Here is a 20,421-nt window from a genome sequence, read left to right on the forward strand (position 1 = left end):
ATGCCCCGGTCCCCTGCTGCCGACGTACCCGACGAAGCGCTCGTGGCCGGTGTGTGGCGCCGCGGCGCCGGTGCCCCGGCCGAGACCACCGACCCGGCCACCGGCCGGGTGCTCGCCACCGTGCACGCCGTGACCCCGGCGGAGGTCGACGAGGCCGCCGAAGGCGCGGCCCGCGCCGCCGCCGACCCGGTCTGGCGTGCGCTCCTTCCCCACCAGCGGGCCCGGCTGCTGCACCGGATCGCCGAGCTGACCGAGGACGCGGCGGAACACCTCGCCGCGCTCCAGACCGCCGACACCGGCAAGGCCCTCACCGAGACCCGCGCCCTGGTGGCCAGTGCGGCCGGGACCTTCCGGTACACGGCCGCCGCCCTGGAGACCGCCGAGGAGGCGGTCACCCCGGCGCGCGGCGACTACCTCACGATGAGCACCTACGAACCCATCGGCGTGGTGGGCGCGATCAACCCCTGGAACTCCCCGGTGGCCAGTGACGCGCAGAAGCTCGCGCCCGCGCTGGCCGGCGGCAACGCGGTCCTGCTGAAGCCGGCCGAGTGGACCCCGCTGGTCTCCCTCGCGCTGGGCCGGCTGATCACCCGTGCCCTCGGTGAACTCGCGCTGCCTGCCGGGCTGTTGTCGGTGCTCCCCGGGCGCGGCAGCGTCGTGGGCGACGCTATCGTGCGCCATCCCCGTACCGGGAAGGTCAGCTTCACCGGCGGTACGGAGACCGGGCGGAGCATCGCGCACGCCGCGGCCGAGAAGATCATGCCGGTCTCACTGGAGCTGGGCGGCAAGTCACCGACGATCGTCCTTGCCGACGCCGACATCGAACAGGCCCTGGCCGGGGTCATGTTCGGGGTCTTCTCCTCCAGCGGCCAGTCGTGTATCGCCGGTTCGCGGCTCTTCGTGGCGCGGGAGATCTACGACGCGTTCGTCGGGGAACTCGTCGCGCGCACCGGGAGACTGCGGGTCGGACCCGGCACCGCGCCGGACACCCAGGTCGGCCCACTGGTGCACCACAGCCACCGGGACTCCGTCGCGGCCCGCGTCGATCTGGCGCGCGCCGAGGGGGCCCGGGTGCTCTGCGGCGGGTCGGTGCCGCCGGGCGACGGCTACCGGGACGGGGCCTACTACCTGCCGACCGTCCTGGACGGCCTGGACAACTCCTCGCGCACCTGCCAGGAGGAGATCTTCGGACCGGTCGTCGCCGCACTGCCCTTCGACGACGAGGGCGACCTGGTCAGGCGGGCCAACACCTCGGTGTACGGGCTTGCCTGCGGCATCTGGACCCGGGACCACCGGGCCGCCTGGCGGATCGCCCGCCGGATCGAGGCCGGCACCGTCTGGATCAACACCTACAAGCAGTTCAGCATCGCCACCCCCTTCGGCGGCCTCAAGGACAGCGGGCTCGGGCGGGAGAAGGGCCGCGACTCCATCCGCGCCTACCAGCGTCAGAAGTCCCTGTACTGGGGCACATCGGACGCCCCTCTGCCCTGGGCCGCTCTGTAGTCCTGTCCGGCTGGGCCCCGTCCGGCCGCTCGTCACAGCCCGTCTGGAGACAGTCATGCCCCTACCCCCCATCGCCCGGCTGCGGTCACTGCGCAGTGTCGAGCTGTTCACCCCCGCCTTCACCGAGACCGCCGACTTCTACCAGGAGGTCTGGGGCCTGGAGAGCGTCGAGTCCGGCCCCGGTGCGCGCTGGCTGCGCGGCACCGGCGCCGAGCACCATGTGCTGCACCTCACCCGCGCCGACCGCACGGGCCTCGGCAGGATCGCCTTCGCCGTGGCCGCACCGGCCGATGTGGACGAGGCCGCCCGACGGCTGCTCGCCCGCGGCATCACACCGGTCGCGGGCCCCGGGCCGCTCGACCAGGTGGGCGGCGGCTACGGGCTGCGCTTCACCGACCCCGAGCACCGGCTCATCGAGATCAGCGCCGAGGTCGAGGCGGTCGCGCCGCGCGGCCGGGACGGCTCGGTGCCGGTCGGCGTCACCCACACCGTGCTCAACACGGCCGACATCGACGCCTCGGTCGCCTTCTACCGCGACGTACTCGGCCTGCGGGTCTCCGACTGGTCCGAGCACCAGATGGCGTTCCTGCGTTGCAACACCGACCACCACTGCATCGCCTTCAACCAGGCCGAGTGGGCCTCGCTGAACCACGTGGCCTACGAGATGAGTTCGGTCGACCACTTCATGCGCGGGCTCGGCCGGCTGCGCCACCACGGCATCGTCCCGCAGTGGGGACCCGGCCGGCACGGTCCCGGCAACAACACCTTCTCGTACTTCACCGACCCGGCCGGGCTCGTCTGCGAGTACACGTCCGATGTCGCGCAGATCGTGGAGGACACCTGGATCGCCCGGGTCTGGCGGCGGACCCCCGAACTGTCCGATCTCTGGGGGACGGCGGGTCCGCCGTCGACGGAGATCCGCACCCGGATGGCGGGCACCCCCGACCCCGGCCCACTCGCCGCCACCGCCCCGGCGACAACCGGCACCGACACCGACACCGACACCGACACCGACACCGACACCGAGGAGGTTCCGGTATGACCCGCAGCGTGGGACTCGTCGGCTGGGGCGCCATCGGCCGCACCGTGGGCACCGCTCTCGCCGCAGGCGCCGTCGAAGGGGCCGAACTGGTCTGCGTGGTCGACAACCGCGCGATCGGCGAGGCCCCCGCCCCGCAGCTGACCTTCGAGGAGGCCCTGGAGCGCTGCGATCTGATCGTGGAGGCGGCGGGCCAGGGCGTCGTACGGGAGTGGGCCGAGCGCATCCTGCGGTCCGGAACCGATCTGCTGGTCGCGTCGACCGGGGCGCTCACCGACGAGGAACTGGCGAAGCGGCTGCTGGACGCGGGGCCGGGCCGGGTGTACTTCACATCGGGCGCCGTGGGGGGCCTGGACCTGCTCCAGGCAGCCCGGGGCCTCGGGCCGCTGCACGACGTACGGCTGACCACCACCAAACTGCCCTCGACGCTTGAACAGCCCTGGATGGACGGGGAGTTGCTGGCCCGGATGCGCGCGGCGACCGGTCCGGTCGAGGTCATGTCGGGCACCGCACGCGACATCCCGGTGAAGTTCCCCAAGTCGACCAATGTGGCCGCTTCGGTGGCCCTCGCCGTGGGAGACCTGGACGCGGTTCGGGTCCGGGTGATCGCCGACCCGGGCGCCGACCGTACCCGCCATCTGATCGAGGCGGAGGGGCCGCAGGGTTCGTACCGCTTCGAAGTGGCACATCTGCCGGATCCGGGCAACCCGGCCACCAGCCGGATCGTGCCGTACGCGGTGCTGCGCAGCATCGCGGCCGTCGCCGGGCGGACAGGGCAGCTGCTGTGACCGCCGCACCGGTCGCCGCACCGCATGTGACGGAGGCGGGCACCGAGGGGCCGCTGCTGCTCTGTCTGCACGGCATCGGCTCGTCGTCCGCCGCCTTCGCCCCGCAATTCGGTGAACTCTCCGCCTACGTACGGGTGGTGGCCTGGGACGCGCCGGGCTACGCGGCCTCTCCCGACCCGGCGGGGCCGCTGACGCTCGACGACTACGCGGACGCGGCCGCGGCCCTCATCGAGGAGCGCGGCGGCAGCGCCCATGTGCTGGGCGTCTCCTGGGGCGGGGTCATCGCGCTGCGGCTGGCCGCCCGTCATCCCGGGCTCGTGGAGTCGCTGATCGTCGCCGATTCCAGCGCCGGTTCGGGCGCCGATCCGGCGAAGGCGGCGGCGATGCGCGAGCGGGCCGCCGAGCTCGCGGCCGCCGGGCCCCGGGCCTTCGCCGAACGGCGCGGCCCCCGGCTCGTCTCCGGAGCGGCGCCCCCCGCCCTGGTGCGCAAGGTCGTCGACACCATGGCCGCAGCTGTCCGGCTGCCCGGCTACGGCTACGCGGCGGAGGCGATGGCGGCGGCCGACCTCCGTACCGAACTCGCCGGAGTCACCGCGCCCGCCCTGGTCATCTGCGGCGACCAGGACCGGGTCACCGGCGCCGAGGCGAGCCAGCTGATCGCGGGCTCACTCCACAAGTCCGCCTACGTGATCGTCAAGGACGCCGGTCACCTGGCCAACCAGGAGCAGCCCCGGGCCTTCAACGCCTGGGTCCTCTCCCACCTCCGTATCACCGCACAGATCCCGGAATGACCCACCCGCGCGGTACCGCGCAGAAGGAGCACGTCATGCCCGTCACCACCACCGCGTACGACAACGGCGGCGACCTCGCCCGCTACACCGACTCGCTGATCGCGTCGAAGGACTCCCGCGAGCCCGACTGGGACACCCTGGCCTTCCAGGCCAAGGCCGGTGAGCAGTACCGGCGCGCGCAGATCCGCTACGTCGGTTCCGGCGCGACCGGCAACCACGAGGGAGACAACAGGATCCTGCCGTCCGGCGGCTTCACCTTCTCCAACATGCTGCTGCCGCCCGGCGCCGAGGGGCCCGAGCACACCCACCACGACGTCGAGGAGGCGTTCTTCGTCCTGGAGGGCGAGGTCCGCGTCGGCATCCACCGCGGCGACAGCGAGGCGGAGTTCCGCACCCTCGGCTACCGCGACATGATCGTGGTCCCGGCGGGTGTGGCGCGTTCGCTGAAGAACGAGGGCGAAACCGACGCACTGTTCTGCGTCGTCATCGGCACCCAGAAGCCGCAGGTCCCGACCTACCCCGAGCACTCGCCGATGCACGGCGTGACCCGCGACTGATGCGCACGGTCGTCATCACCGGCGCCGGCCGTGGCCTGGGACTGGCCATGGCCCGCCGGGCCGCCCGGGACGGCTTCCGCACCGTGGTCGCCGAAGTGGACCCGGAGCGCGGCGGCACGGCGGTACGGGCGCTGCGCGACGAGGGGCTCGACGCCCACTTCGTACGGTGCGACGTGGCGGACCCCGGATCGGTCGACGCGCTCGCGTCCGCGGTCGCGGACCTCGGGCCGCTGCACGGTCTCGTCAACAACGCGGCGCTCGCCAACGGCGTGGGCGGCAAGGAGTTCCAGGACATCACCGTCGCGGAGTGGGACCGGCTGATGGCCGTCAACGCCCGCTCCCCCTGGCTGGTCTCCCGCGCCCTGCTGCCCCAGCTCCTCGCGCACGGCGACGGCGGACGCATCGTCCATCTGGCGTCCGACGCCGCACTTTACGGCTCGGTACGGCTCGCCCACTACGTCACGTCCAAGGGCGCCGTGATCGCGCTCACCCGGGCGATGGCCCGTGAACTCGGCGACCGGGGCATCACCGTGAACGCGGTGGCCCCCGGCATCACCGAGGGCGAGGCCACCGAGTCCGTACCGGCCGAGCGCCATGAGCTGTACCGCGCCAACCGGGCCATCTCACGCCCGCAGCGCGCCGACGACCTGCTGGGACTCGTCTCGTTCCTGCTGGGCGCCGAGTCCCGCTATCTCACCGGACAGGTGATCGCCGTCAACGGCGGCTTCACCATGAACTGACCCTCGGAGCAACTGCTATGGATCTGGGCCTCGCCGACCGCACCGTACTGGTCACCGGCGGCAGCTCGGGCGTCGGCCTGGCCACGGTCCGCGCCCTGCTCGACGAAGGCGCCTGCGTCGCCGCCTGCGGGCGCGACGCGGGCCGGCTCGCCGCCGCGGCGGCCGGTCTCGGCGCCGGCGAAGACCGGCTGCTCACCGGAGTCTGCGACGTACGGGACGCCGGAGCGGTCCGCCGCTTCACCGAACGCACCGCCGAGCACTTCAGCGGGCTGGACGGCCTCGTCAACAACGCGGGGCAGTCGCGGATGAAGAGCTTCGCCGAGAGCACGGCCGACGACTGGCGGGACGAGCTGGAGCTGAAGTTCGCCGGCATTCTCAACCCGGTGCACGCGGGGCTCGACCTGCTGCGCGCCTCGCCCGTCGCATCCGTCGTCAACATCAACGCGGTCCTGGCCAAGCAGCCCGAACCGCGGCTCATCACCACCAGTGCCGCCCGCGCCGGGATCCTCAACCTCTCCAAATCCCTCTCGCAGGAGCTGGCCCCGGACGGCATCCGGGTCAACTCGGTCTGCCTGGGCCTGGTCGACACCGGCCAGTGGACCCGCCGCCACGCGGCATCCGGCACCCCGCTGCCGTACGAGCAGTGGCAGGCGGAGCTGGCCGCCGACCGCGGGGTCGCACTCGGCAGGCTCGGCCGCGCCGAAGAGGTCGCCTACGCGGTGGTGGCCCTGCTCTCACCCCGCGCCTCGTACATCACTGGCACCGGCATCGACGTCTGCGGCGGCGTCGGCCGCTCCATCCTCTGAGGAGACCACCATGCGTCACACCACCGGGGGCGATCTCCTCGTCGCCGTCCTGCGCGAACTCGGCATCGACACGGTCTTCGGCATCGTCAGCGTGCACAATCTGCCGCTGGTCGAGGCCGTCGACCGGGAGCTGCGCTTCGTACCCGTACGGCACGAGGCCACCGCCGTCAGCGCGGCCGACGCCTACGGCAGGGCGCGCGGCTCGATCGGCTGCGCGCTCACCTCCACGGGCACCGGCGCGGGCAACGCGGCAGGATCGCTCGTCGAGTCGCTCAGCGCCGGCACCGCCGTCCTGCATGTCACCGGGCAGATCGACAGCGCCTATCTGGGCGGCGGGCGCGGCTTCATCCACGAGACCAAGGACCAGCTCGCGATGTTGCGCGCGGTCTCCGCCTACGCGGCGACGGTCACATCGGCCGCTGACGCGGGGCGTCTGCTGCGCGAGGCGGCCCGCGCCGCGCTCGCCTCCGCGGGCGGTCCCGGCAGCGTCGAATGGCCGGTGGATCTGCAGTACGCGGCGCAGACGGACGACGGGTCGGCGCCCGCCGAAGCACCGCACCCGGTGCCGGACGCGGCCGAACTCGCCGCGGCCGCGGCGCTGCTGGGGTCCGCCAGGCGCCCGCTGGTCTGGGCCGGCGGCGGCGCGACCGGGGCGGGGCCGCAGCTCACAGCGCTGCTCGCGGCGACCGGCGCGGGCCTGCTGACGTCCAACTCGGGGCGCGGGGCGGTGCCCGAGGACCACCCGGCGGTCATCGGCAACTTCGCCACCACCCCGGCCGCGCGCGCCCTGCTCGCCGATGCGGATGTGCTGCTCAGCATCGGCACCCACTTCCGGTCCAACGAGACCGCCGACTACACGCTCGAACTGCCCGCGGCCCATATCCAGCTAGACACCGACCCGGCGGCGCCCGGCCGTGTCTACCCGGCGCGCCACGCCCTGCACGGACGTGCGGCCGATGTACTGGAATCGCTGCTGCCGCACGCGCGCGCCGCCGAGCCGGAGTGGACGGCCCGGATCACCTCCGTACGCGAGGAGGTACGGGCCCGGCTGCACGACTCGATCGGCCCGCAGGCGGCGGTCTGCGACGCGCTGCGGGCGGTGCTGCCGCGCGATGCGGTCGTCGCCCGCGATGTCACCATCGCCTCCAGCAGCTGGGGCAACCGGCTGCTCGACATGTACGACCCCCGGTCCAATGTCTTCCCGCGCGGCGGTGGCATCGGACAGGGCCTCGGCATGGGCATCGGGGCCGCGCTCGCCCGGCCGGACACCCCGACCGTGGTGCTGGCGGGCGACGGCGGCCTCGTCGTCCACCTCGGCGAACTGCTCACGCTCGCCCAGGAACGCCCGGCCCTGACCCTCGTCGTGTTCAACGACGGCGGCTACGGCGTGCTCCGCAATATGCAGGACCGCTACAGCGACCGGCGCTCCGGAGTGGATCTGACCACCCCGGACTTCGAGCGGCTGGCCGGTGCCTGTGGCCTCCCGTACGCCCGGATAGCGGCCACCGAGCACGCGCACCCGGTGCTCGAACACGCCGTCGCCTCCGGCGGTCCGGTGCTCGTCGAGGTCGATCTGGCCGCGCTCGGCCCGATGAAGAACCCGTTCACCCCGCCCGTCACCATCCCCACCGCTTAGGGAGGCCACCATGGAAGCGACCGGCGAACACCGGCTCGGGCTCCTGGTCCGCACGATGACCCTGGAGGCCGATGGGGTCCTCTCGGTCGGTCTCGCCCATCCGGACGACAAGCCGCTGCCGGCCTGGGAGCCCGGCGCCCATCTCGATCTGGAGATCGGCGGACTGACCCGGCAGTACTCGCTCTGCGGCGACCCGCACGACCTCTCCGGGTACCGCATCGGCGTACTCGACGAGCCGTCGTCACGCGGCGGTTCACGGTATGTGCACACCCGGCTGCGCCCGGGCCAGCGGGTCGACGCCACCGGGCCGCGGAACCACTTCGCGCTGGAGGCGGCCGAGCGTTACGTCTTCATCGCGGGCGGAATCGGCATCACCCCGATCCTCCCGATGGCCCGGGATGCGGAGCGGCGGTCCGTTCCGTACACCCTGGTGCACGGCGGCCGGACCCGGGCATCCATGGCGTTCGGCGCCGAACTGGCGGCGCTCGGCGGGGACGTGCTCCGGCATCCGCAGGACGAGCTGGGGCATATCGATCTGGCGGCGGCGCTGGACGGCGTGGGGCCGGGCACGCTGGTGTACTGCTGCGGGCCCGAGCCGCTGCTCGCCGCCGTGGAGGCGGCCTGCCCCGCCGGACTGCTGCGGGTGGAGCGGTTCGCCGCGCCGGCCGTGGAGCCGGCCGGCGACGACACGGCCTTCGATGTGGAGTGCCGCGCGTCCGGTGTCACCGTCCCGGTCGGCAGCGGCACCTCCGTCCTGGCGGCCGTCGAAGCCGCGGGCATCCCGGTCGGCAGCTCCTGCCGGGACGGCATCTGCGGGACCTGTGAGACCCGGGTGCTCGAAGGCACCCCGGACCACCGGGACTTCGTCCTCAGCGAGACCGAGCACGCGTCGAACGCGACCATGATGATCTGTGTGTCGCGCTGCGCCTCGGGTCCTCTCGTCCTCGACCTCTGATGACCATCGAACCCCTCCTGGAGGCACTGTGACCACCGACTGGCCCTACCTGGACGTACATCAGTCGCGCACCCATGAGCCCACCCCCTACGAGTACCGGCTCGCCTCGGCGCTCGAAGAGGTCTTCACCCGTGAGGGCCATGAACTGGCCGACGTCGTACGGGGACTCAACGCCCGTCAGGTGCACTCCCCCGACGGCACCCCGTGGACCGAGCAGTCCTTCCGCGACGAGATCAACCGACTGGGAGCCTGACATGACCACCCTGACCGCCGATCACATGACCGCCGATCACATCTACGCCACCGGACTGCGCAACCAGTGGCACCCCGTCGTGCCCTCCCGCTTCGTGGCACCGGGCGCCATGCGCAAGGTCACGGTGCTCGGTGAGCAGTGGCTGCTGTTCCGCCGCTCGGACTCGACGCTGAGCATGCTCGCCGACCGCTGTCCGCACCGCGGCGCGCCGCTCTCGCTCGGCAAACACCTGGGCGACCGGGTGGCCTGCTGGTACCACGGTCTGGAGATCGAGACCGACGGCACCGTCTCGTCGGTGCCGGGACTGCCCGGCTGCAATCTGGAGGGCAAGAAGCTCGTCAGGAGTCTGCCGGTGCGCGAGGTGGGCGGCGCTGTGCTCGCCTACTTCGGCGACGACGAGCACCCCGAACCGGCGCCGCTGACCCTCCCGGAGCCGCTCACCGACCCGGGCACCGACTCGTTCCTCTGCTACGCGGAGTGGAACGGCCCGTGGCGGTACGCGGTGGAGAACCTGCTCGACCCGATGCACGGCGCGTTCCTGCACCATGAGTCGCACACGATGTTCGACGGGGACACCACCGCCAAGTTCCGCATCCGGGAGACCGGGCGCGGCTACTTCTTCGAGAAGACCGACCAGCGCGGGGTCAACTTCGACTGGGTCGAGCTGTGCAGGACCGGCGTCGACTGGGTGGATCTGTCGATTCCCTATCCGCCGTCGGCCGGCCCCGGCGGCCCGTTCGGCATCGTCGGAATGGTCTGCCCGGTGGACGAGAACCGTACGGGTGTCTTCTTCTGGCGCTACCGCAAGGTCGAGGGCTGGCAGCGGGACAGCTGGCGCTTCCTCTACCGGACGCTGATCGAGAAGCGCCACTGGGAAGTGCTGGAACAGGACCGGGAGATGCTGGAGGCCATGCCCGCCGACGCCGACCAGCGCGAGAACCTGTACCAGCACGATCTGGGCGTGGTCAGGCTCCGCCGGATGTACCGGGCGGAGGCCGAGGCACAGGCCGCGGGCCGCACCGCGGCGGCGGCACAGGCACCCGCAGCGGCACCGGCACCCGCACCCGCTCACTGACCTCCGGAGCCGCCCCGCGCACCGGCCGGGCCGGGATCCGGCCCGGCGTCCGGGAGGGATTCCAGGCCGGAACCCGGTTCGGAGCCGGAGCCGGAGCCGGAGCCGGAATCCGAGTCCGAGTCCGAGTCCGAGTCGATGATGGACCGCTCAAGACGCGGGAGCAGCCGTGCCAGCTGGCGGCACTCCGCGGGGGTGAGACCGCCGAGCATCCGGCGTTCGTTGTCGAGATGCTCGGCGAACACCTCGTCCACCTTGGCGAGCCCGGCCCCGGTGAGCCGCGAGTAGACGACACGGCGGTCTTCGGCGTCGCGCTCCCGGACGATCAGACCGTCCTTCTCCAGCCGGTCGATCCGCAGTGTCACCCCCGCCGACGACACCAGGCCCGAGTCGGCGAGCTGGCCGGCCGTCAGCCGGTAGGGGGCCCCGGCCCTGCGCAGCGCGGTCAGGACGTCGAAGCCCGCGACCGAGAGGCCGTGCCGGTCGATCGCGGCCGTGAGCCGGGTGCTGTACCGGAGAAACGTACGGTGCAGCCTCGCCAGGACCTCCAGGGGCGCGGTGTCCAGCTCGGGGCGCTCCCTCGCCCAGTCCGCCACAATGGACGCGACGGCATCCTGCTGTGCCCCTGCCGCCTTCTTCCCGGCCATGTGCCGCAGCCTCCCTGTCACCGCTCACAACGTCATACAAGGATGAAATCTTAGCCCTGAAATATGTCCGCGCGCACAGCCGTACCGGGGACCGGTCCGGCCGGTTCACCGGACCCGCGTGCGCGGGCACCCCTGGAGGAGCCATAATCAGCAGATACATCGGATGTCTGTTGAGGCGAGGTTCCCATGGCTGTGACCGACGAGGCCATCGAGAAGATCAAGGCGATGATCGTCTCAGGCGCACTGCGGCCGGGCGACCGGCTGCCCAAGGAGAGCGAACTCGCCGCTGATCTCGGCCTTTCGCGCAACTCGCTGCGCGAGGCGGTCCGCGCGCTGTCGCTGATCCGCATCCTCGATGTACGCCAGGGCGACGGCACCTATGTCACGAGTCTCGATCCCCAGCTGCTGCTCGAAGCGATGAGCTTCGTCGTGGACTTCCACCGGGACGACACCGTACTGGAGTTCCTGGCCGTCCGGCGGATCCTGGAGCCGGCCGCGACGGCGATGGCCGCGCACCGGATCGGCGACGAGGAGCTGGCGGCGCTCGGCGCCCAGCTGGACGCGCTCGGCCCGCAGCCGTCCGTGGAGGAACTGGTCGCCAGCGACCTGGAGTTCCACCGGGGCATCGTGCAGAGCTCGGGAAACTCCGTGCTCTGCTCGCTCCTCGACAGCCTCTCCGGACCCACCACCCGCGCCCGGGTGTGGCGGGGGCTGACCCAGGAGGACGCGGTGAGCCGTACGCTCCACGAGCACCGCGCCATTCTGACCGCGCTCAGGGACCGGGACGCCGAAGCGGCCCGGTCCTGGGCCACGGTGCACATCGCCAGCGTCGAGCAGTGGCTGCGCTCGACGCTGTGACGCCCGGCCCCGTGCGTACGGGACCGGGCCTGACCAGGAATCCAGGACGGACCAGGACGGACCGTGCCCCCACGGCACGGCCGTCGCGGCACGGCGGCCGGGCCGGGCGGCGTGGCCCGGTCCGCGGCGCGGCCGTCAGTCCTGCTCCTCACCGCTCGCGAAGCGGGAGGCGATCAGCGCGATGATGATGATCGCGCCGTTGAGGAAGGTCTCCCACTGGCCCGGCACCCCGGCGAGCGTCATCACATTGACCACCAGCTGGAGGGCGAGCACACCGGTGAGCGCACCGAAGATGGTGCCACGGCCGCCCTTCAGCCCGATGCCGCCGATGACCGCGGCCGCCATGACCTGGAAGATCATGTCCTTGCCCTGGGCGGCGCCGACCGAACCGTAGTGGCCGGTGTAGAGGATTCCGGCGAAGGCCGCGAGCAGCCCGCCGATCGCCAGCACGATCCAGGTGACCCGGTCCACCCGGATTCCGGCCGCGCGGGCCGCCTCCGGGTTGCCGCCGATCGCGTAGAGCGACCGGCCGTGCCGGGTCCAGGCCAGCGCGGCCCCGCCGATGGCGAAGAGCACGAGGCAGATCCAGACCGCGGCCGGGGCACCGAGCCAGGAGGCCCTGCCCAGGTAGCTGAACGAGGCCGGGACCTCGATGATCGACTTCCCCTCGGTGATCCCGATGTGCAGCCCGCGGAGCATCATCAGCATGCCGAGGGTCGCGATGAAGCCGTTGACGCGCAGCTTGAGCATCAGGAAGCCGTTGAACGCGCCGATCGCGAGCCCCGCCAGGAGGCAGAGCGGGATCGCCGTCCAGGCGGGCAGCAGCCCGAGGCCGGTGAACCGGTCGCCCGACGACGGCAGGACCAGCCACAGCGCGATGACCGGCGCGATACCGATCGTCGACTCCAGTGACAGGTCCATCCGGCCGCAGATCAGGATGAAGGCCTGGGCGAGCACCAGGAGGCTGAGTTCGGACGACTGCTGGATGACGTTGATCAGGTTCTGGGACGTCAGGAACACCGGCGAGACGATGAATCCGATGACCATCAGCACCAGGATCACCGGTACGAGCGAGAAGTCGCTCCAGCGGATGAGCGCCAGCCTGGCGCGTACCGGGCTCACCCTGTCCGTGGTCTCATCGGCCGCTGCCGGCCGGATCGTGTCGGTCATGCCCGCTCCCCCACACCTTCCATGGCGGCGACCAGTTCCCCGTCCGTCCACCCGCTGTCGTATTCGGCGACCACCCGCCCGTGGAAGAGCGCGACCACCCGGTCGCACACCCGCAGGTCGTCGAGTTCGTCGGAGATGATCACGGCGGCGTTGCCCTCGTCGGCGACCCGCCTCACCACGCCCAGGAGCGAGTCCTTGGACTTGATGTCCACACCGGCCGTCGGCCGTACCGCCACCAGCGTGCTGGGGTTGCGCGCCAGCGCGCGGGCGACCACCACCTTCTGCTGGTTGCCTCCGGAGAGCCCCGACACCTTCTGGTCGGGTCCGGTGGTCTTGATGTCCAGCGAGGAGATCATGGTGCTCGCGAACTCCCTGGTACGGGACGGCAGTACGGTCCCCCACGGCCCCAGCTGGTCGGCGACGGTCAGGGTGGCGTTCTCGGCCACGCTGCGTTCGAGGACCAGACCCTGGCGGTGCCGGTCCTCCGGGATGTAGCCGATCCCCGCGTTGAGGGCGTGCGGCACGCTTCCCGGTCTGACAGCGCGGCCCCGGACCGAGACCCGCCCCGCCGTGGCCTTGCGCATGCCGACGAGGGTCTCGCCGAGGGCGGTGTTGCCGCTGGCCGCCGCGCCCGCGATGCCGAGGACCTCACCGGCCCGCACCTCGATGTCCAGCGGCTCGAACTCGCCGTCGACGGCGAGCCCTTCGGTGCGCAGGACGGGCCCGGCCGCCGCGGTCCCGGCGGCCGGCCTCGCACCGGATGCCGCGTGCCAGGCCACCGGCCCGGCCGCGGACTCCCCGGTCATCGCGGCGACCAGATCGGCCTTGCCCAGGTCGGCGACGGGCGCCGTCAGGACATGCCGGGCGTCGCGGTAGACCGTGACGGCGGTGCACAGCTCGTACACCTCCTGGAGGTGGTGCGAGATGAAGAGGAACGCCACCCCCTGGCTCTGGAGCTCCCTCAGCTTGGTGAAGAGGCTCTGGATCCCCCGCGCGTCGAGCTGCGCGGTGGGTTCGTCGAGGATGATCAGCCGGGCGCCGAAGGACAGCGCGCGGGCGATCTCCACGAACTGCACCTGCTCGACGGAGAGGTCCTTCGCGCGGGCGTTGGGGTCGACGTCAACGCCGTAATCGGCGAGCAGCGCGGCGGCCCGTCTGCGCAGCCCGGACCAGCTGATCCAGCGGCCGCCCGCCGCACCGCGGCCCAGACCGAAGTTGTTCAGGAAGAGGTTCTCGGCCACCGTGAGATCGGGGACGGCCATGGACTTCTGGTAGACACAGGCGACCTTCGACTGCCAGGCCATGGTGTCCCCGAAGGCGGGCGCGGGCTCACCGCTGAAGGTGACCGTCCCGGCGTCCGGCCGGTGGAGTCCGGTGATGACGCTGACGAGGGTGGACTTTCCGGCGCCGTTGCGCCCGACCAGGGCGTGCGACTCACCGGGCTTGACTGTCAGGCGGACATCGTCGAGCGCGACGGTGGGACCGAAGCGCTTGACGATGCCCTGGGCATGAACCGCGGGTGCATCGGGCATGGTCAGTTCTTCTTCCCCAGCTGATTGGCCCACAGCTTCGGGTCGTTCACATTGGCCTTGGTGACGAGCGGCGCGGGGAGCTGGTCCTCAAGGCCGTTCGGGATCTTGATGATGTGGGAGCCGTGGTCGGTCGCGCCCGTCTTGAACTTCTTGCCGTCGACGGCCGCCTTGGCGTAGTACAGCGCGTACTTGGCGTAGAGGTCGGCGGGCTGCGAGATGGTCGCGTCGATCTTCCCGGCCTTGATCGCGTCGAACTCCTCCGGGATGCCGTCGTTGGAGATGATCGTGATGTGGCCCTTGGTGCCGGCCGGCTTCAGCAGCTTCTTCTGTTCCAGGAGCGCCAGGGTGGGCTGCAGGAAGACTCCGCCCGCCTGCATGTAGATCCCGTTGATGTCGGGGTGGGCGGCCAGGGTGGACTGGAGCTTGGCGGACGCCACATCGCCCTTCCAGTCGGTGGCCAGCTCGAAGACCTTGATGCTGGGGAAGTTCTTGGTCATGCACGACTTGAAGGCCACGGAGCGGTCCCGGCCGTTGATCGACGACAGATCGCCCTGGAACTCGACGACCTTGCCCTTGCCCTTCAGCTGCTTGCCGAGGTACTTGCAGGCGTTCTCGCCGTACGCGCGGTTGTCCGCGCGCACCACCATGTAGACATCGCCCTTGTCCGGGCGGGTGTCGACGCTGATGACGGGGATCTTCTTCTTGTTGAGGTTCTGCAGCGTGGAGGCGATGGCCCCGGTGTCCTGCGGCGCCATCACGACGGCCTTGGCGCCCTGGTCGCTGAAGGTCTGGACGTTGGCGACGAGCTTGCCGATGTCGTTCTGCGAGTTGGTGAGCGGGAGCGCCTTGACCTCGCCGTCCGCGACGCCCTTCTTGACGTACTGCTGGTAGGAGTTCCAGAAGTCGCTGTCGCTGCGCGGCAGGTCGATGCCGACCTTCTTGTCCTCGGAGCCGCTGCCGGAGTCGCGGTTGCAGCCCGCGAGCGCGGTGACGGCCAGCAGTACGGCGCAGGCCGCCGCACTCGTTGTACGCACTCTCATTGGTGTCCCGTCCTTGATAGTGGCGCTTGATGCTCTGTCGGCCGTGCGGCCCGGTGTGCAGGGACCGGGCGTCCGGTCCGTGCGGTGCGTCTTGTCGGGTGCGTCTTCCCGGGGGCGGTGCGTCCGCTCAGCCGGCGGCCGGGCGCAGGCGCAGCCCCTGCATTCCGCCGTCGACGGCGAGAGCCGTACCGGTGACGGCCGCGGCCGCGGGGCTCGCGAGGTAGAGGACGGCCGCCGCCACCTCGTCGGCGGTGACCAGCCGGCCGGTGGGCTGACGGGCGTTGAGCGCGGCACGCTCGGCGGCCGGGTCGCCGGCCTGGTCGAGCAGCCGCCCGACCCACGGGGTGTCCGCGGTACCGGGGTTGACGCAGTTGACCCGGATGCCCTCCCGGACGTGGTCGGCCGCCATGGCCAGGGTCAGGGAGAGGACGGCGCCCTTGCTGGCGCTGTAGAGGGCGCGCTGCGGGAGTCCGGCGGTCGCCGCGATCGAGCAGGTGTGGGTGAGGGAGACACACCCCGGCCGGTCTGCGGCCGAGCGGCGCAGGTGCGGCAGCGCATGGCGGGCGGTGCGGACCATGCCGAGGACATTGATGTCCAGGACCCGCTGCCACTCCTCGTCGGAGTTGTCGGCGACCGTACCGACGGCGCCGATCCCCGCGTTGGACACCACCGTGTGCAGCGCGCCGAATCGGGCCGCGGCCGCGTCCACCGCATCCCGTACCGCGGCGTCGTCGGTGACGTCCGCCTTGAGTGCGAGAGTGCCGTCCGGTGCGCCCTCGGTCTCACGGTCGAGTACGGCGACCCTGGCGCCCCGGGCGAGCAGCCCGGCGGCGATGGCGGCTCCGATCCCGGAAGCCCCGCCGGTGACCAGGGCGCCGAGCCCCTCGAAGTCGCGTGCAGTGGTCACGAGTTGACCTCCTCGGTGGTGCGGCGGGCCTGCCATACGGGCCCGTCGGGGTAGCGGTGCGCGGCGAGCGAGGCGGGGTGCATACGGGCCGAGAAGCCCGGCGCGCTGGGCGCCAGATAGCGTCCGCCCTCGATCACCGCGGGGTCGGTGAAGTGTTCGTGCAGATGGTCCACGTACTCGATGACGCGGTCGTCCCGGCTGCCCGATACGGCGACGTAGTCGAACATCGCCAGATGCTGGACCAGTTCGCACAGTCCGACACCGCCCGCGTGGGGGCAGACCGGAACGCCGAACTTGGCGGCGAGCAGCAGGATCGCGAGGTTCTCGTTGACCCCGGCGACCCGGGCCGCGTCGATCTGGACGAAGTCGACCGCACCGGCCTGGAGCAGCTGCTTGAAGACGACCCGGTTGGCGACATGCTCACCGGTGGCGACCTTCACGGGCTGCCCGGATCTCACCGCCGCGTGTCCGAGGATGTCGTCGGGGCTGGTCGGTTCCTCGATCCAGTGCGGGTCGTACGGGGCGAGGGCCTCCATCCACCGCAGCGCGTCCGCGACGTCCCAGCGCTGGTTGGCGTCGACGGCGACCCGCACACCGGAGCCGACGGCCGCGCGGGCCAGCTTCATCCTGCGGACGTCGTCGGCCAGATCGGCGCCGACCTTCAGCTTGATCTGCCCGAACCCGGCCGCGACCGCCTCTTGAGCGAGCCGCACCAGCTTCTCGTCCGAGTAGCCGAGCCAGCCGGGCGACGTGGTGTACGCGGGATAGCCCTCGGCGCGCAGCAGGGCGGCCCGTTCGGCCCGGCCGGGCTCGGCGGCGCGCAGCAGGGCGAGGGCCTCGTCCGGGGTGAGGGCGTCGGTCAGATAGCGGAAGTCGACGAGGGAGACCAGCTCCTCCGGCGTCATACCGGCCAGGAACTCCCAGACCGGCTTCCCCGCTGCGGTGGCCGCGAGGTCCCAGGCGGCGTTGACGACCGCGCCCGCGGCCATGTGCATCACCCCCTTCTCGGGGCCCAGCCAGCGCAGCTGCGAGTCATGGGTGAGGTCGTGGTGGAGCGCCGCGAGCCCGGCGGCGGTGAGCGGTGCGGGCCGCCCCTCCACATAGGGGCGCAGCGCCTCGATGGCGGCGGCGATGACGTCGTTGCCGCGCCCGATGGTGAAACAGAAGCCGTGTCCCGTGACACCGCCCGGGGCGTCGGTGCTGAGCACCACATAGGCCGCGGAGTAGTCGGGGTCCGGGTTCATGGCGTCCGAGCCGTCGAGCTGTTCCGAGGTGGGGAATCGGATGTCGTGGACCTCGAACCCCGTGACGGTCGGACTCATCCACACTCCCTTGGTGAGAACATCGTTAAGAACATCGGACCTTTAATTTGTCATCCGATGTATAGCCCCGCAGATACCGCACCGTCCAGGGGTGGGACGAAATTTGCCGGTACAGCTCGGATGAATCGCCTCGATAGGGGCAGACTGCCGGAACGGCCTGTCCAGGCTGCCGGGAGCGGAGCGGGTATGAACAGGGGGCGTGCACAAGGGCTGCGTCCGGGTACGGGGGAAGCCGTAAGGTTGGTGCGTAAGAGAAGAACTTCGGAGGGAGGCACTGGGTGATCGAGCTCGAGGGGGTTCCCGAGCTGATCGACCCGGTCATGGTGGCCGCGTTCGAGGGCTGGAACGACGCCGGCGACGCAGCCTCCACCGCGGTCGCCCACCTGGACCGGGAGTGGAAGGGCGAGGTGTTCGCGGCGCTCGACGCCGAGGACTACTACGACTTCCAGGTCAACCGGCCCACGGTGTGGCTGGACGGCGGGGTACGCAAGGTCACCTGGCCGACGACCCGGCTCTCCGTGATCCGGGTGACCGGCGACAAGCCACGCGATCTGGTACTGGTCCGCGGAATCGAACCGTCCATGCGCTGGCGCTCGTTCTGCAACGAGATCCTGGGCTTCGCCCATGAGCTGGGCGTCGAGATGGTGGTGATCCTGGGGGCGCTGCTCGGCGACACCCCGCACACCAGGCCGGTGCCGGTCAGCGGCGTCACGTCGGACGCGGATCTGGCCAGGACGATGGACCTGGAGGAGACGCGGTACGAGGGCCCGACCGGCATCGTCGGCATCCTCCAGGAGGCGTGCACCCACGCGGGTGTGCCCGCCGTCAGCCTCTGGGCGGCCGTCCCGCACTACGTGTCACAGCCGCCCAACCCGAAGGCGACGCTCGCCCTGCTGAACCGGCTTGAGGACCTGATCGACCTGCGGATCCCGCTGGGCGAACTGCCCGAGGACGCACGGGCCTGGCAGGTCGGCGTGGACCAACTGGCCGCCGAGGACAGCGAAGTGGCCGAGTACGTCCAGACGCTGGAGGAGGCGCGCGACACCGCGGAGCTCCCCGAGGCGTCCGGCGAGGCCATCGCCCGCGAGTTCGAGCGGTATCTGCGCCGCCGCGACCCGGGCCAGTCCGGCGGCGGCCACGCCACGGACGGCGGCGAGGGCAGCGGCTACCGGCGGGACAGCTCGGGCCCCAGCAGCCGCTCCCGGCCACCGAAGCCACAGCGGCCAGACCCCGGGAGCACCGGCAGCAAGCCCCCGGACGACGAGAACGGCCCGGAGGACTCCCCCGAGGAGTGACGCGGCCGTACACCGGCTGCCGATCACAGGTACGGAAACCGCACTGCGGTACGGAGACGGCCTGGCCTTACGGGGGCGTCTCCCCGGCACGGAACCGCCCCCGGACTCCTCGACGGAATCCGGGGGCGGACAGGCGCCAGGGGGGCGCAGCGCGGACGTCCTACAGCGCCACTCCGAGCAGGGCGTCGACGGCGCGTGACACCAGGCCGGGCGCCCCCTCGTCCGTACCGCCGCCGGACTCCTGCAGAGCGGCCCAGCGGTCCACGGCGCGCAGCGCGGCGGGTGCGTCCAGGTCGTCGGCGAGCGCCTGCCTGATCTCCGCGATCAGGGCGTCGGCGGACGGTCCGTCGGGCCGGGAGACGGCGGCGCGCCAGCGGCCGAGCCGCTCCACTGCGTCCTGCAGCACCTGGTCCGTCCACTCCCAGTCCGAGCGGTAGTGGTGGGCCAGCAGGGTCAGCCGGATCGCGGCCGGGTCCACCCCGTCGTGGCGCAGCTTCGACACGAAGACCAGATTGCCCTTGGACTTGGACATCTTCTCGCCGTCCAGGCCGACCATGCCGGCGTGCACATAGGCCTGGGCGAACGGGTGCTCGCCGGTCAGGACCTGGGCGTGCGACGCGCCCATCTCGTGGTGCGGGAAGGCGAGGTCGGAGCCGCCGCCCTGGACGTCGAAGCCCATCCCGAGGTGGTCGAGCGCGATGGCCACACACTCGATGTGCCAGCCGGGCCTTCCGCGGCCCAGGGAGCCGCCGTCCCAGCTCGGCTCGCCCTCACGGGCGCCCATCCAGAGCATCGGGTCGAGCGGGTTCTTCTTGCCGGGCCGCTCCGGGTCACCGCCGCGCTCGGCGGAGAGCAGCCGCATCGCCTCCGCGTCCAGGTTCGAGACCTCGCCGAAGTGCGCGTCGCTCTCCACGGAGAAGTAGACGTCGCCGTCGAGGTCGTAGGCCGCCCCGCAGTCCCGCAGCCGCTCGACGAGCGGCACGATGCCCGGTATGGCCTCGACCGCTCCGATGTAGTGCTTCGGCGGGAGCATCCGCAGCGCGGTCATGTCCTCGCGGAAGAGTGCCGTCTCGCGCTCCGCGAGCTCGGTCCAGTCCTCACCGTCGCGTGCGGCCCGCTCAAGGAGCGGATCGTCCACGTCGGTCACGTTCTGCACGTAGTGGACCTGCCGCTTGGTGTCGAGCCACACGCGCTGCACGAGGTCGAACGCGTTGTAGGTCGCCGCATGACCGATGTGGGTCGCGTCGTACGGCGTGATGCCGCAGACGTAGATGCGGGCGACGGGGCCGGGGTCGAGGGTGACTCGTCCGCCGGTCGCGGTGGAGTGGATCTGGAGGTCGGCGCCCTTGCCGGGCAGGGCGGGAACCTCAGAAGCGGGCCAGGCATACATGTAGACGAGCGTAACCGGACGTCAGTTCCGGGCACGAACCGGAGTAGTGGCATTGGCCGAATCGGCACTCTTGCGCGAACGGGAAGCGTCTGTGCCAGGAAGTGCCGGAATACCCGGGGA

Annotated in this window: 19 protein-coding genes and 1 pseudogene; 13 read left to right on the forward strand and 7 right to left on the reverse strand. The window is 71.5% G+C overall.

Features of this window, described 5'->3' with window-relative positions:
* Genes ACWGKJ_RS28425 through ACWGKJ_RS28475 form a run of 11 tightly spaced genes read left to right on the forward strand, consistent with a single transcriptional unit; the run spans nucleotide 1 to nucleotide 10,143 of the window.
* On the forward strand, nucleotides 1-1,503 hold the full coding sequence (locus ACWGKJ_RS28425; protein ID WP_385023001.1) for an aldehyde dehydrogenase: 1,503 nt from the start codon (nucleotides 1-3) through the stop codon (nucleotides 1,501-1,503).
* 55 nt (nucleotides 1,504-1,558) lie between these two features.
* Nucleotides 1,559-2,545, forward strand: coding sequence for a VOC family protein (locus tag ACWGKJ_RS28430; RefSeq protein WP_385023003.1), 987 nt, complete (start codon nucleotides 1,559-1,561; stop codon nucleotides 2,543-2,545).
* Nucleotides 2,542-3,330, forward strand: a complete 789-nt coding sequence (locus ACWGKJ_RS28435; protein WP_385023005.1) for an aspartate dehydrogenase domain-containing protein — start codon at nucleotides 2,542-2,544, stop codon at nucleotides 3,328-3,330. Before ACWGKJ_RS28430 ends, ACWGKJ_RS28435 begins: the two co-directional genes overlap by 4 nt.
* Nucleotides 3,327-4,121 carry an alpha/beta fold hydrolase gene (locus ACWGKJ_RS28440; protein ID WP_385023007.1) on the forward strand — a complete coding sequence of 265 codons (795 nt, stop codon included), beginning with the start codon at nucleotides 3,327-3,329 and terminating at the stop codon, nucleotides 4,119-4,121. Before ACWGKJ_RS28435 ends, ACWGKJ_RS28440 begins: the two co-directional genes overlap by 4 nt.
* Before the next feature lie 35 nt (nucleotides 4,122-4,156).
* Complete coding sequence (locus tag ACWGKJ_RS28445; RefSeq protein WP_385023009.1) at nucleotides 4,157-4,678, forward strand: cupin domain-containing protein; 522 nt, start codon at nucleotides 4,157-4,159, stop codon at nucleotides 4,676-4,678.
* Nucleotides 4,678-5,418: an SDR family oxidoreductase gene (locus ACWGKJ_RS28450; protein WP_385023011.1), complete on the forward strand. Its 741-nt coding sequence runs from the start codon at nucleotides 4,678-4,680 to the stop codon at nucleotides 5,416-5,418. The genes ACWGKJ_RS28445 and ACWGKJ_RS28450 overlap by 1 nt, the downstream gene beginning before the upstream one ends.
* A gap of 17 nt (nucleotides 5,419-5,435) precedes the next feature.
* Nucleotides 5,436-6,224 (forward strand): SDR family oxidoreductase, encoded by a 789-nt coding sequence (locus tag ACWGKJ_RS28455; protein WP_385023013.1) that lies wholly within the window; start codon nucleotides 5,436-5,438, stop codon nucleotides 6,222-6,224.
* 10 nt (nucleotides 6,225-6,234) lie between these two features.
* The gene (locus ACWGKJ_RS28460) at nucleotides 6,235-7,860 is read left to right on the forward strand and encodes a thiamine pyrophosphate-binding protein (RefSeq protein ID WP_385023015.1); all 1,626 of its coding nucleotides are present in this window, start codon (nucleotides 6,235-6,237) and stop codon (nucleotides 7,858-7,860) included.
* 10 nt (nucleotides 7,861-7,870) lie between these two features.
* Entirely contained in the window at nucleotides 7,871-8,815 is a 945-nt protein-coding gene (locus ACWGKJ_RS28465; protein WP_385023017.1) for a PDR/VanB family oxidoreductase, read from the forward strand.
* Between the two features lie 28 nt (nucleotides 8,816-8,843).
* The gene (locus ACWGKJ_RS28470) at nucleotides 8,844-9,068 is read left to right on the forward strand and encodes a recombinase-like helix-turn-helix domain-containing protein (RefSeq protein WP_385023019.1); all 225 of its coding nucleotides are present in this window, start codon (nucleotides 8,844-8,846) and stop codon (nucleotides 9,066-9,068) included.
* A gap of 1 nt (nucleotide 9,069) precedes the next feature.
* A complete protein-coding gene (locus tag ACWGKJ_RS28475; RefSeq protein ID WP_385023021.1) occupies nucleotides 9,070-10,143 on the forward strand; it encodes a Rieske 2Fe-2S domain-containing protein in 1,074 nt (357 codons plus the stop codon).
* A 125-nt stretch (nucleotides 10,144-10,268) separates the two neighbouring features.
* Here ACWGKJ_RS28475 and ACWGKJ_RS28480 read toward each other — a convergent pair.
* Nucleotides 10,269-10,787, reverse strand: a pseudogene (locus ACWGKJ_RS28480) (MarR family winged helix-turn-helix transcriptional regulator); the annotation flags it as partial.
* A gap of 186 nt (nucleotides 10,788-10,973) precedes the next feature.
* Between ACWGKJ_RS28480 and ACWGKJ_RS28485 the strand changes: the two are divergent.
* Complete coding sequence (locus ACWGKJ_RS28485) at nucleotides 10,974-11,645, forward strand: FadR/GntR family transcriptional regulator (RefSeq protein WP_385023023.1); 672 nt, start codon at nucleotides 10,974-10,976, stop codon at nucleotides 11,643-11,645.
* Between the two features lie 135 nt (nucleotides 11,646-11,780).
* On the opposite strand, the gene ACWGKJ_RS28490 is transcribed toward ACWGKJ_RS28485, so the two are convergent.
* The 5 genes from ACWGKJ_RS28490 to ACWGKJ_RS28510 all read right to left on the reverse strand — a co-directional run bounded on the left by ACWGKJ_RS28490 (nucleotide 11,781) and on the right by ACWGKJ_RS28510 (nucleotide 17,616).
* Nucleotides 11,781-12,815, reverse strand: coding sequence for an ABC transporter permease (locus tag ACWGKJ_RS28490; RefSeq protein WP_385023025.1), 1,035 nt, complete (start codon nucleotides 12,813-12,815; stop codon nucleotides 11,781-11,783).
* Nucleotides 12,812-14,347 (reverse strand): sugar ABC transporter ATP-binding protein, encoded by a 1,536-nt coding sequence (locus ACWGKJ_RS28495; RefSeq protein ID WP_385023027.1) that lies wholly within the window; start codon nucleotides 14,345-14,347, stop codon nucleotides 12,812-12,814. Before ACWGKJ_RS28495 ends, ACWGKJ_RS28490 begins: the two co-directional genes overlap by 4 nt.
* Before the next feature lie 2 nt (nucleotides 14,348-14,349).
* Nucleotides 14,350-15,387, reverse strand: a complete 1,038-nt coding sequence (locus ACWGKJ_RS28500) for a sugar ABC transporter substrate-binding protein (protein ID WP_385023029.1) — start codon at nucleotides 15,385-15,387, stop codon at nucleotides 14,350-14,352.
* A 127-nt stretch (nucleotides 15,388-15,514) separates the two neighbouring features.
* Nucleotides 15,515-16,294, reverse strand: coding sequence for an SDR family NAD(P)-dependent oxidoreductase (locus ACWGKJ_RS28505; RefSeq protein WP_385023031.1), 780 nt, complete (start codon nucleotides 16,292-16,294; stop codon nucleotides 15,515-15,517).
* Nucleotides 16,291-17,616 (reverse strand): enolase C-terminal domain-like protein, encoded by a 1,326-nt coding sequence (locus ACWGKJ_RS28510; RefSeq protein ID WP_385023033.1) that lies wholly within the window; start codon nucleotides 17,614-17,616, stop codon nucleotides 16,291-16,293. The genes ACWGKJ_RS28505 and ACWGKJ_RS28510 overlap by 4 nt, the downstream gene beginning before the upstream one ends.
* 278 nt (nucleotides 17,617-17,894) lie before the next feature.
* Here ACWGKJ_RS28510 and ACWGKJ_RS28515 point away from each other — a divergent pair, with 278 nt between their 5' ends.
* Entirely contained in the window at nucleotides 17,895-18,911 is a 1,017-nt protein-coding gene (locus ACWGKJ_RS28515; RefSeq protein ID WP_385023035.1) for a PAC2 family protein, read from the forward strand.
* Nucleotides 18,912-19,071: 160 nt separating this feature from the next.
* Here the strand turns inward: ACWGKJ_RS28515 and mshC are convergent, their stop codons facing one another.
* Nucleotides 19,072-20,301 (reverse strand): cysteine--1-D-myo-inosityl 2-amino-2-deoxy-alpha-D-glucopyranoside ligase, encoded by a 1,230-nt coding sequence (gene mshC / locus ACWGKJ_RS28520; RefSeq protein ID WP_385023037.1) that lies wholly within the window; start codon nucleotides 20,299-20,301, stop codon nucleotides 19,072-19,074.
* Between the last annotated feature and the right edge of the window lie 120 nt (nucleotides 20,302-20,421).

Source organism: Streptomyces sp. NPDC054757 (genome assembly GCF_053612185.1).

What these genes read in the sequence shown, in the direction of transcription:
- ACWGKJ_RS28450 (WP_385023011.1), top strand. Translation starts at nt 4,678, where the DNA reads ATGCGCACGGTCGTCATCACCGGCGCCGGCCGTGGCCTGGGACTGGCC.
- ACWGKJ_RS28430 (WP_385023003.1), top strand. Translation starts at nt 1,559, where the DNA reads ATGCCCCTACCCCCCATCGCCCGGCTGCGGTCACTGCGCAGTGTCGAG.
- ACWGKJ_RS28455 (WP_385023013.1), top strand. Translation starts at nt 5,436, where the DNA reads ATGGATCTGGGCCTCGCCGACCGCACCGTACTGGTCACCGGCGGCAGC.
- ACWGKJ_RS28435 (WP_385023005.1), top strand. Translation starts at nt 2,542, where the DNA reads ATGACCCGCAGCGTGGGACTCGTCGGCTGGGGCGCCATCGGCCGCACC.
- ACWGKJ_RS28495 (WP_385023027.1), bottom strand. Translation starts at nt 14,347, where the DNA reads ATGCCCGATGCACCCGCGGTTCATGCCCAGGGCATCGTCAAGCGCTTC.
- ACWGKJ_RS28500 (WP_385023029.1), bottom strand. Translation starts at nt 15,387, where the DNA reads ATGAGAGTGCGTACAACGAGTGCGGCGGCCTGCGCCGTACTGCTGGCC.
- ACWGKJ_RS28475 (WP_385023021.1), top strand. Translation starts at nt 9,070, where the DNA reads ATGACCACCCTGACCGCCGATCACATGACCGCCGATCACATCTACGCC.
- ACWGKJ_RS28460 (WP_385023015.1), top strand. Translation starts at nt 6,235, where the DNA reads ATGCGTCACACCACCGGGGGCGATCTCCTCGTCGCCGTCCTGCGCGAA.
- ACWGKJ_RS28465 (WP_385023017.1), top strand. Translation starts at nt 7,871, where the DNA reads ATGGAAGCGACCGGCGAACACCGGCTCGGGCTCCTGGTCCGCACGATG.
- ACWGKJ_RS28445 (WP_385023009.1), top strand. Translation starts at nt 4,157, where the DNA reads ATGCCCGTCACCACCACCGCGTACGACAACGGCGGCGACCTCGCCCGC.
- ACWGKJ_RS28425 (WP_385023001.1), top strand. Translation starts at nt 1, where the DNA reads ATGCCCCGGTCCCCTGCTGCCGACGTACCCGACGAAGCGCTCGTGGCC.
- mshC (WP_385023037.1), bottom strand. Translation starts at nt 20,301, where the DNA reads ATGTATGCCTGGCCCGCTTCTGAGGTTCCCGCCCTGCCCGGCAAGGGC.
- ACWGKJ_RS28485 (WP_385023023.1), top strand. Translation starts at nt 10,974, where the DNA reads ATGGCTGTGACCGACGAGGCCATCGAGAAGATCAAGGCGATGATCGTC.
- ACWGKJ_RS28490 (WP_385023025.1), bottom strand. Translation starts at nt 12,815, where the DNA reads ATGACCGACACGATCCGGCCGGCAGCGGCCGATGAGACCACGGACAGG.
- ACWGKJ_RS28510 (WP_385023033.1), bottom strand. Translation starts at nt 17,616, where the DNA reads ATGAGTCCGACCGTCACGGGGTTCGAGGTCCACGACATCCGATTCCCC.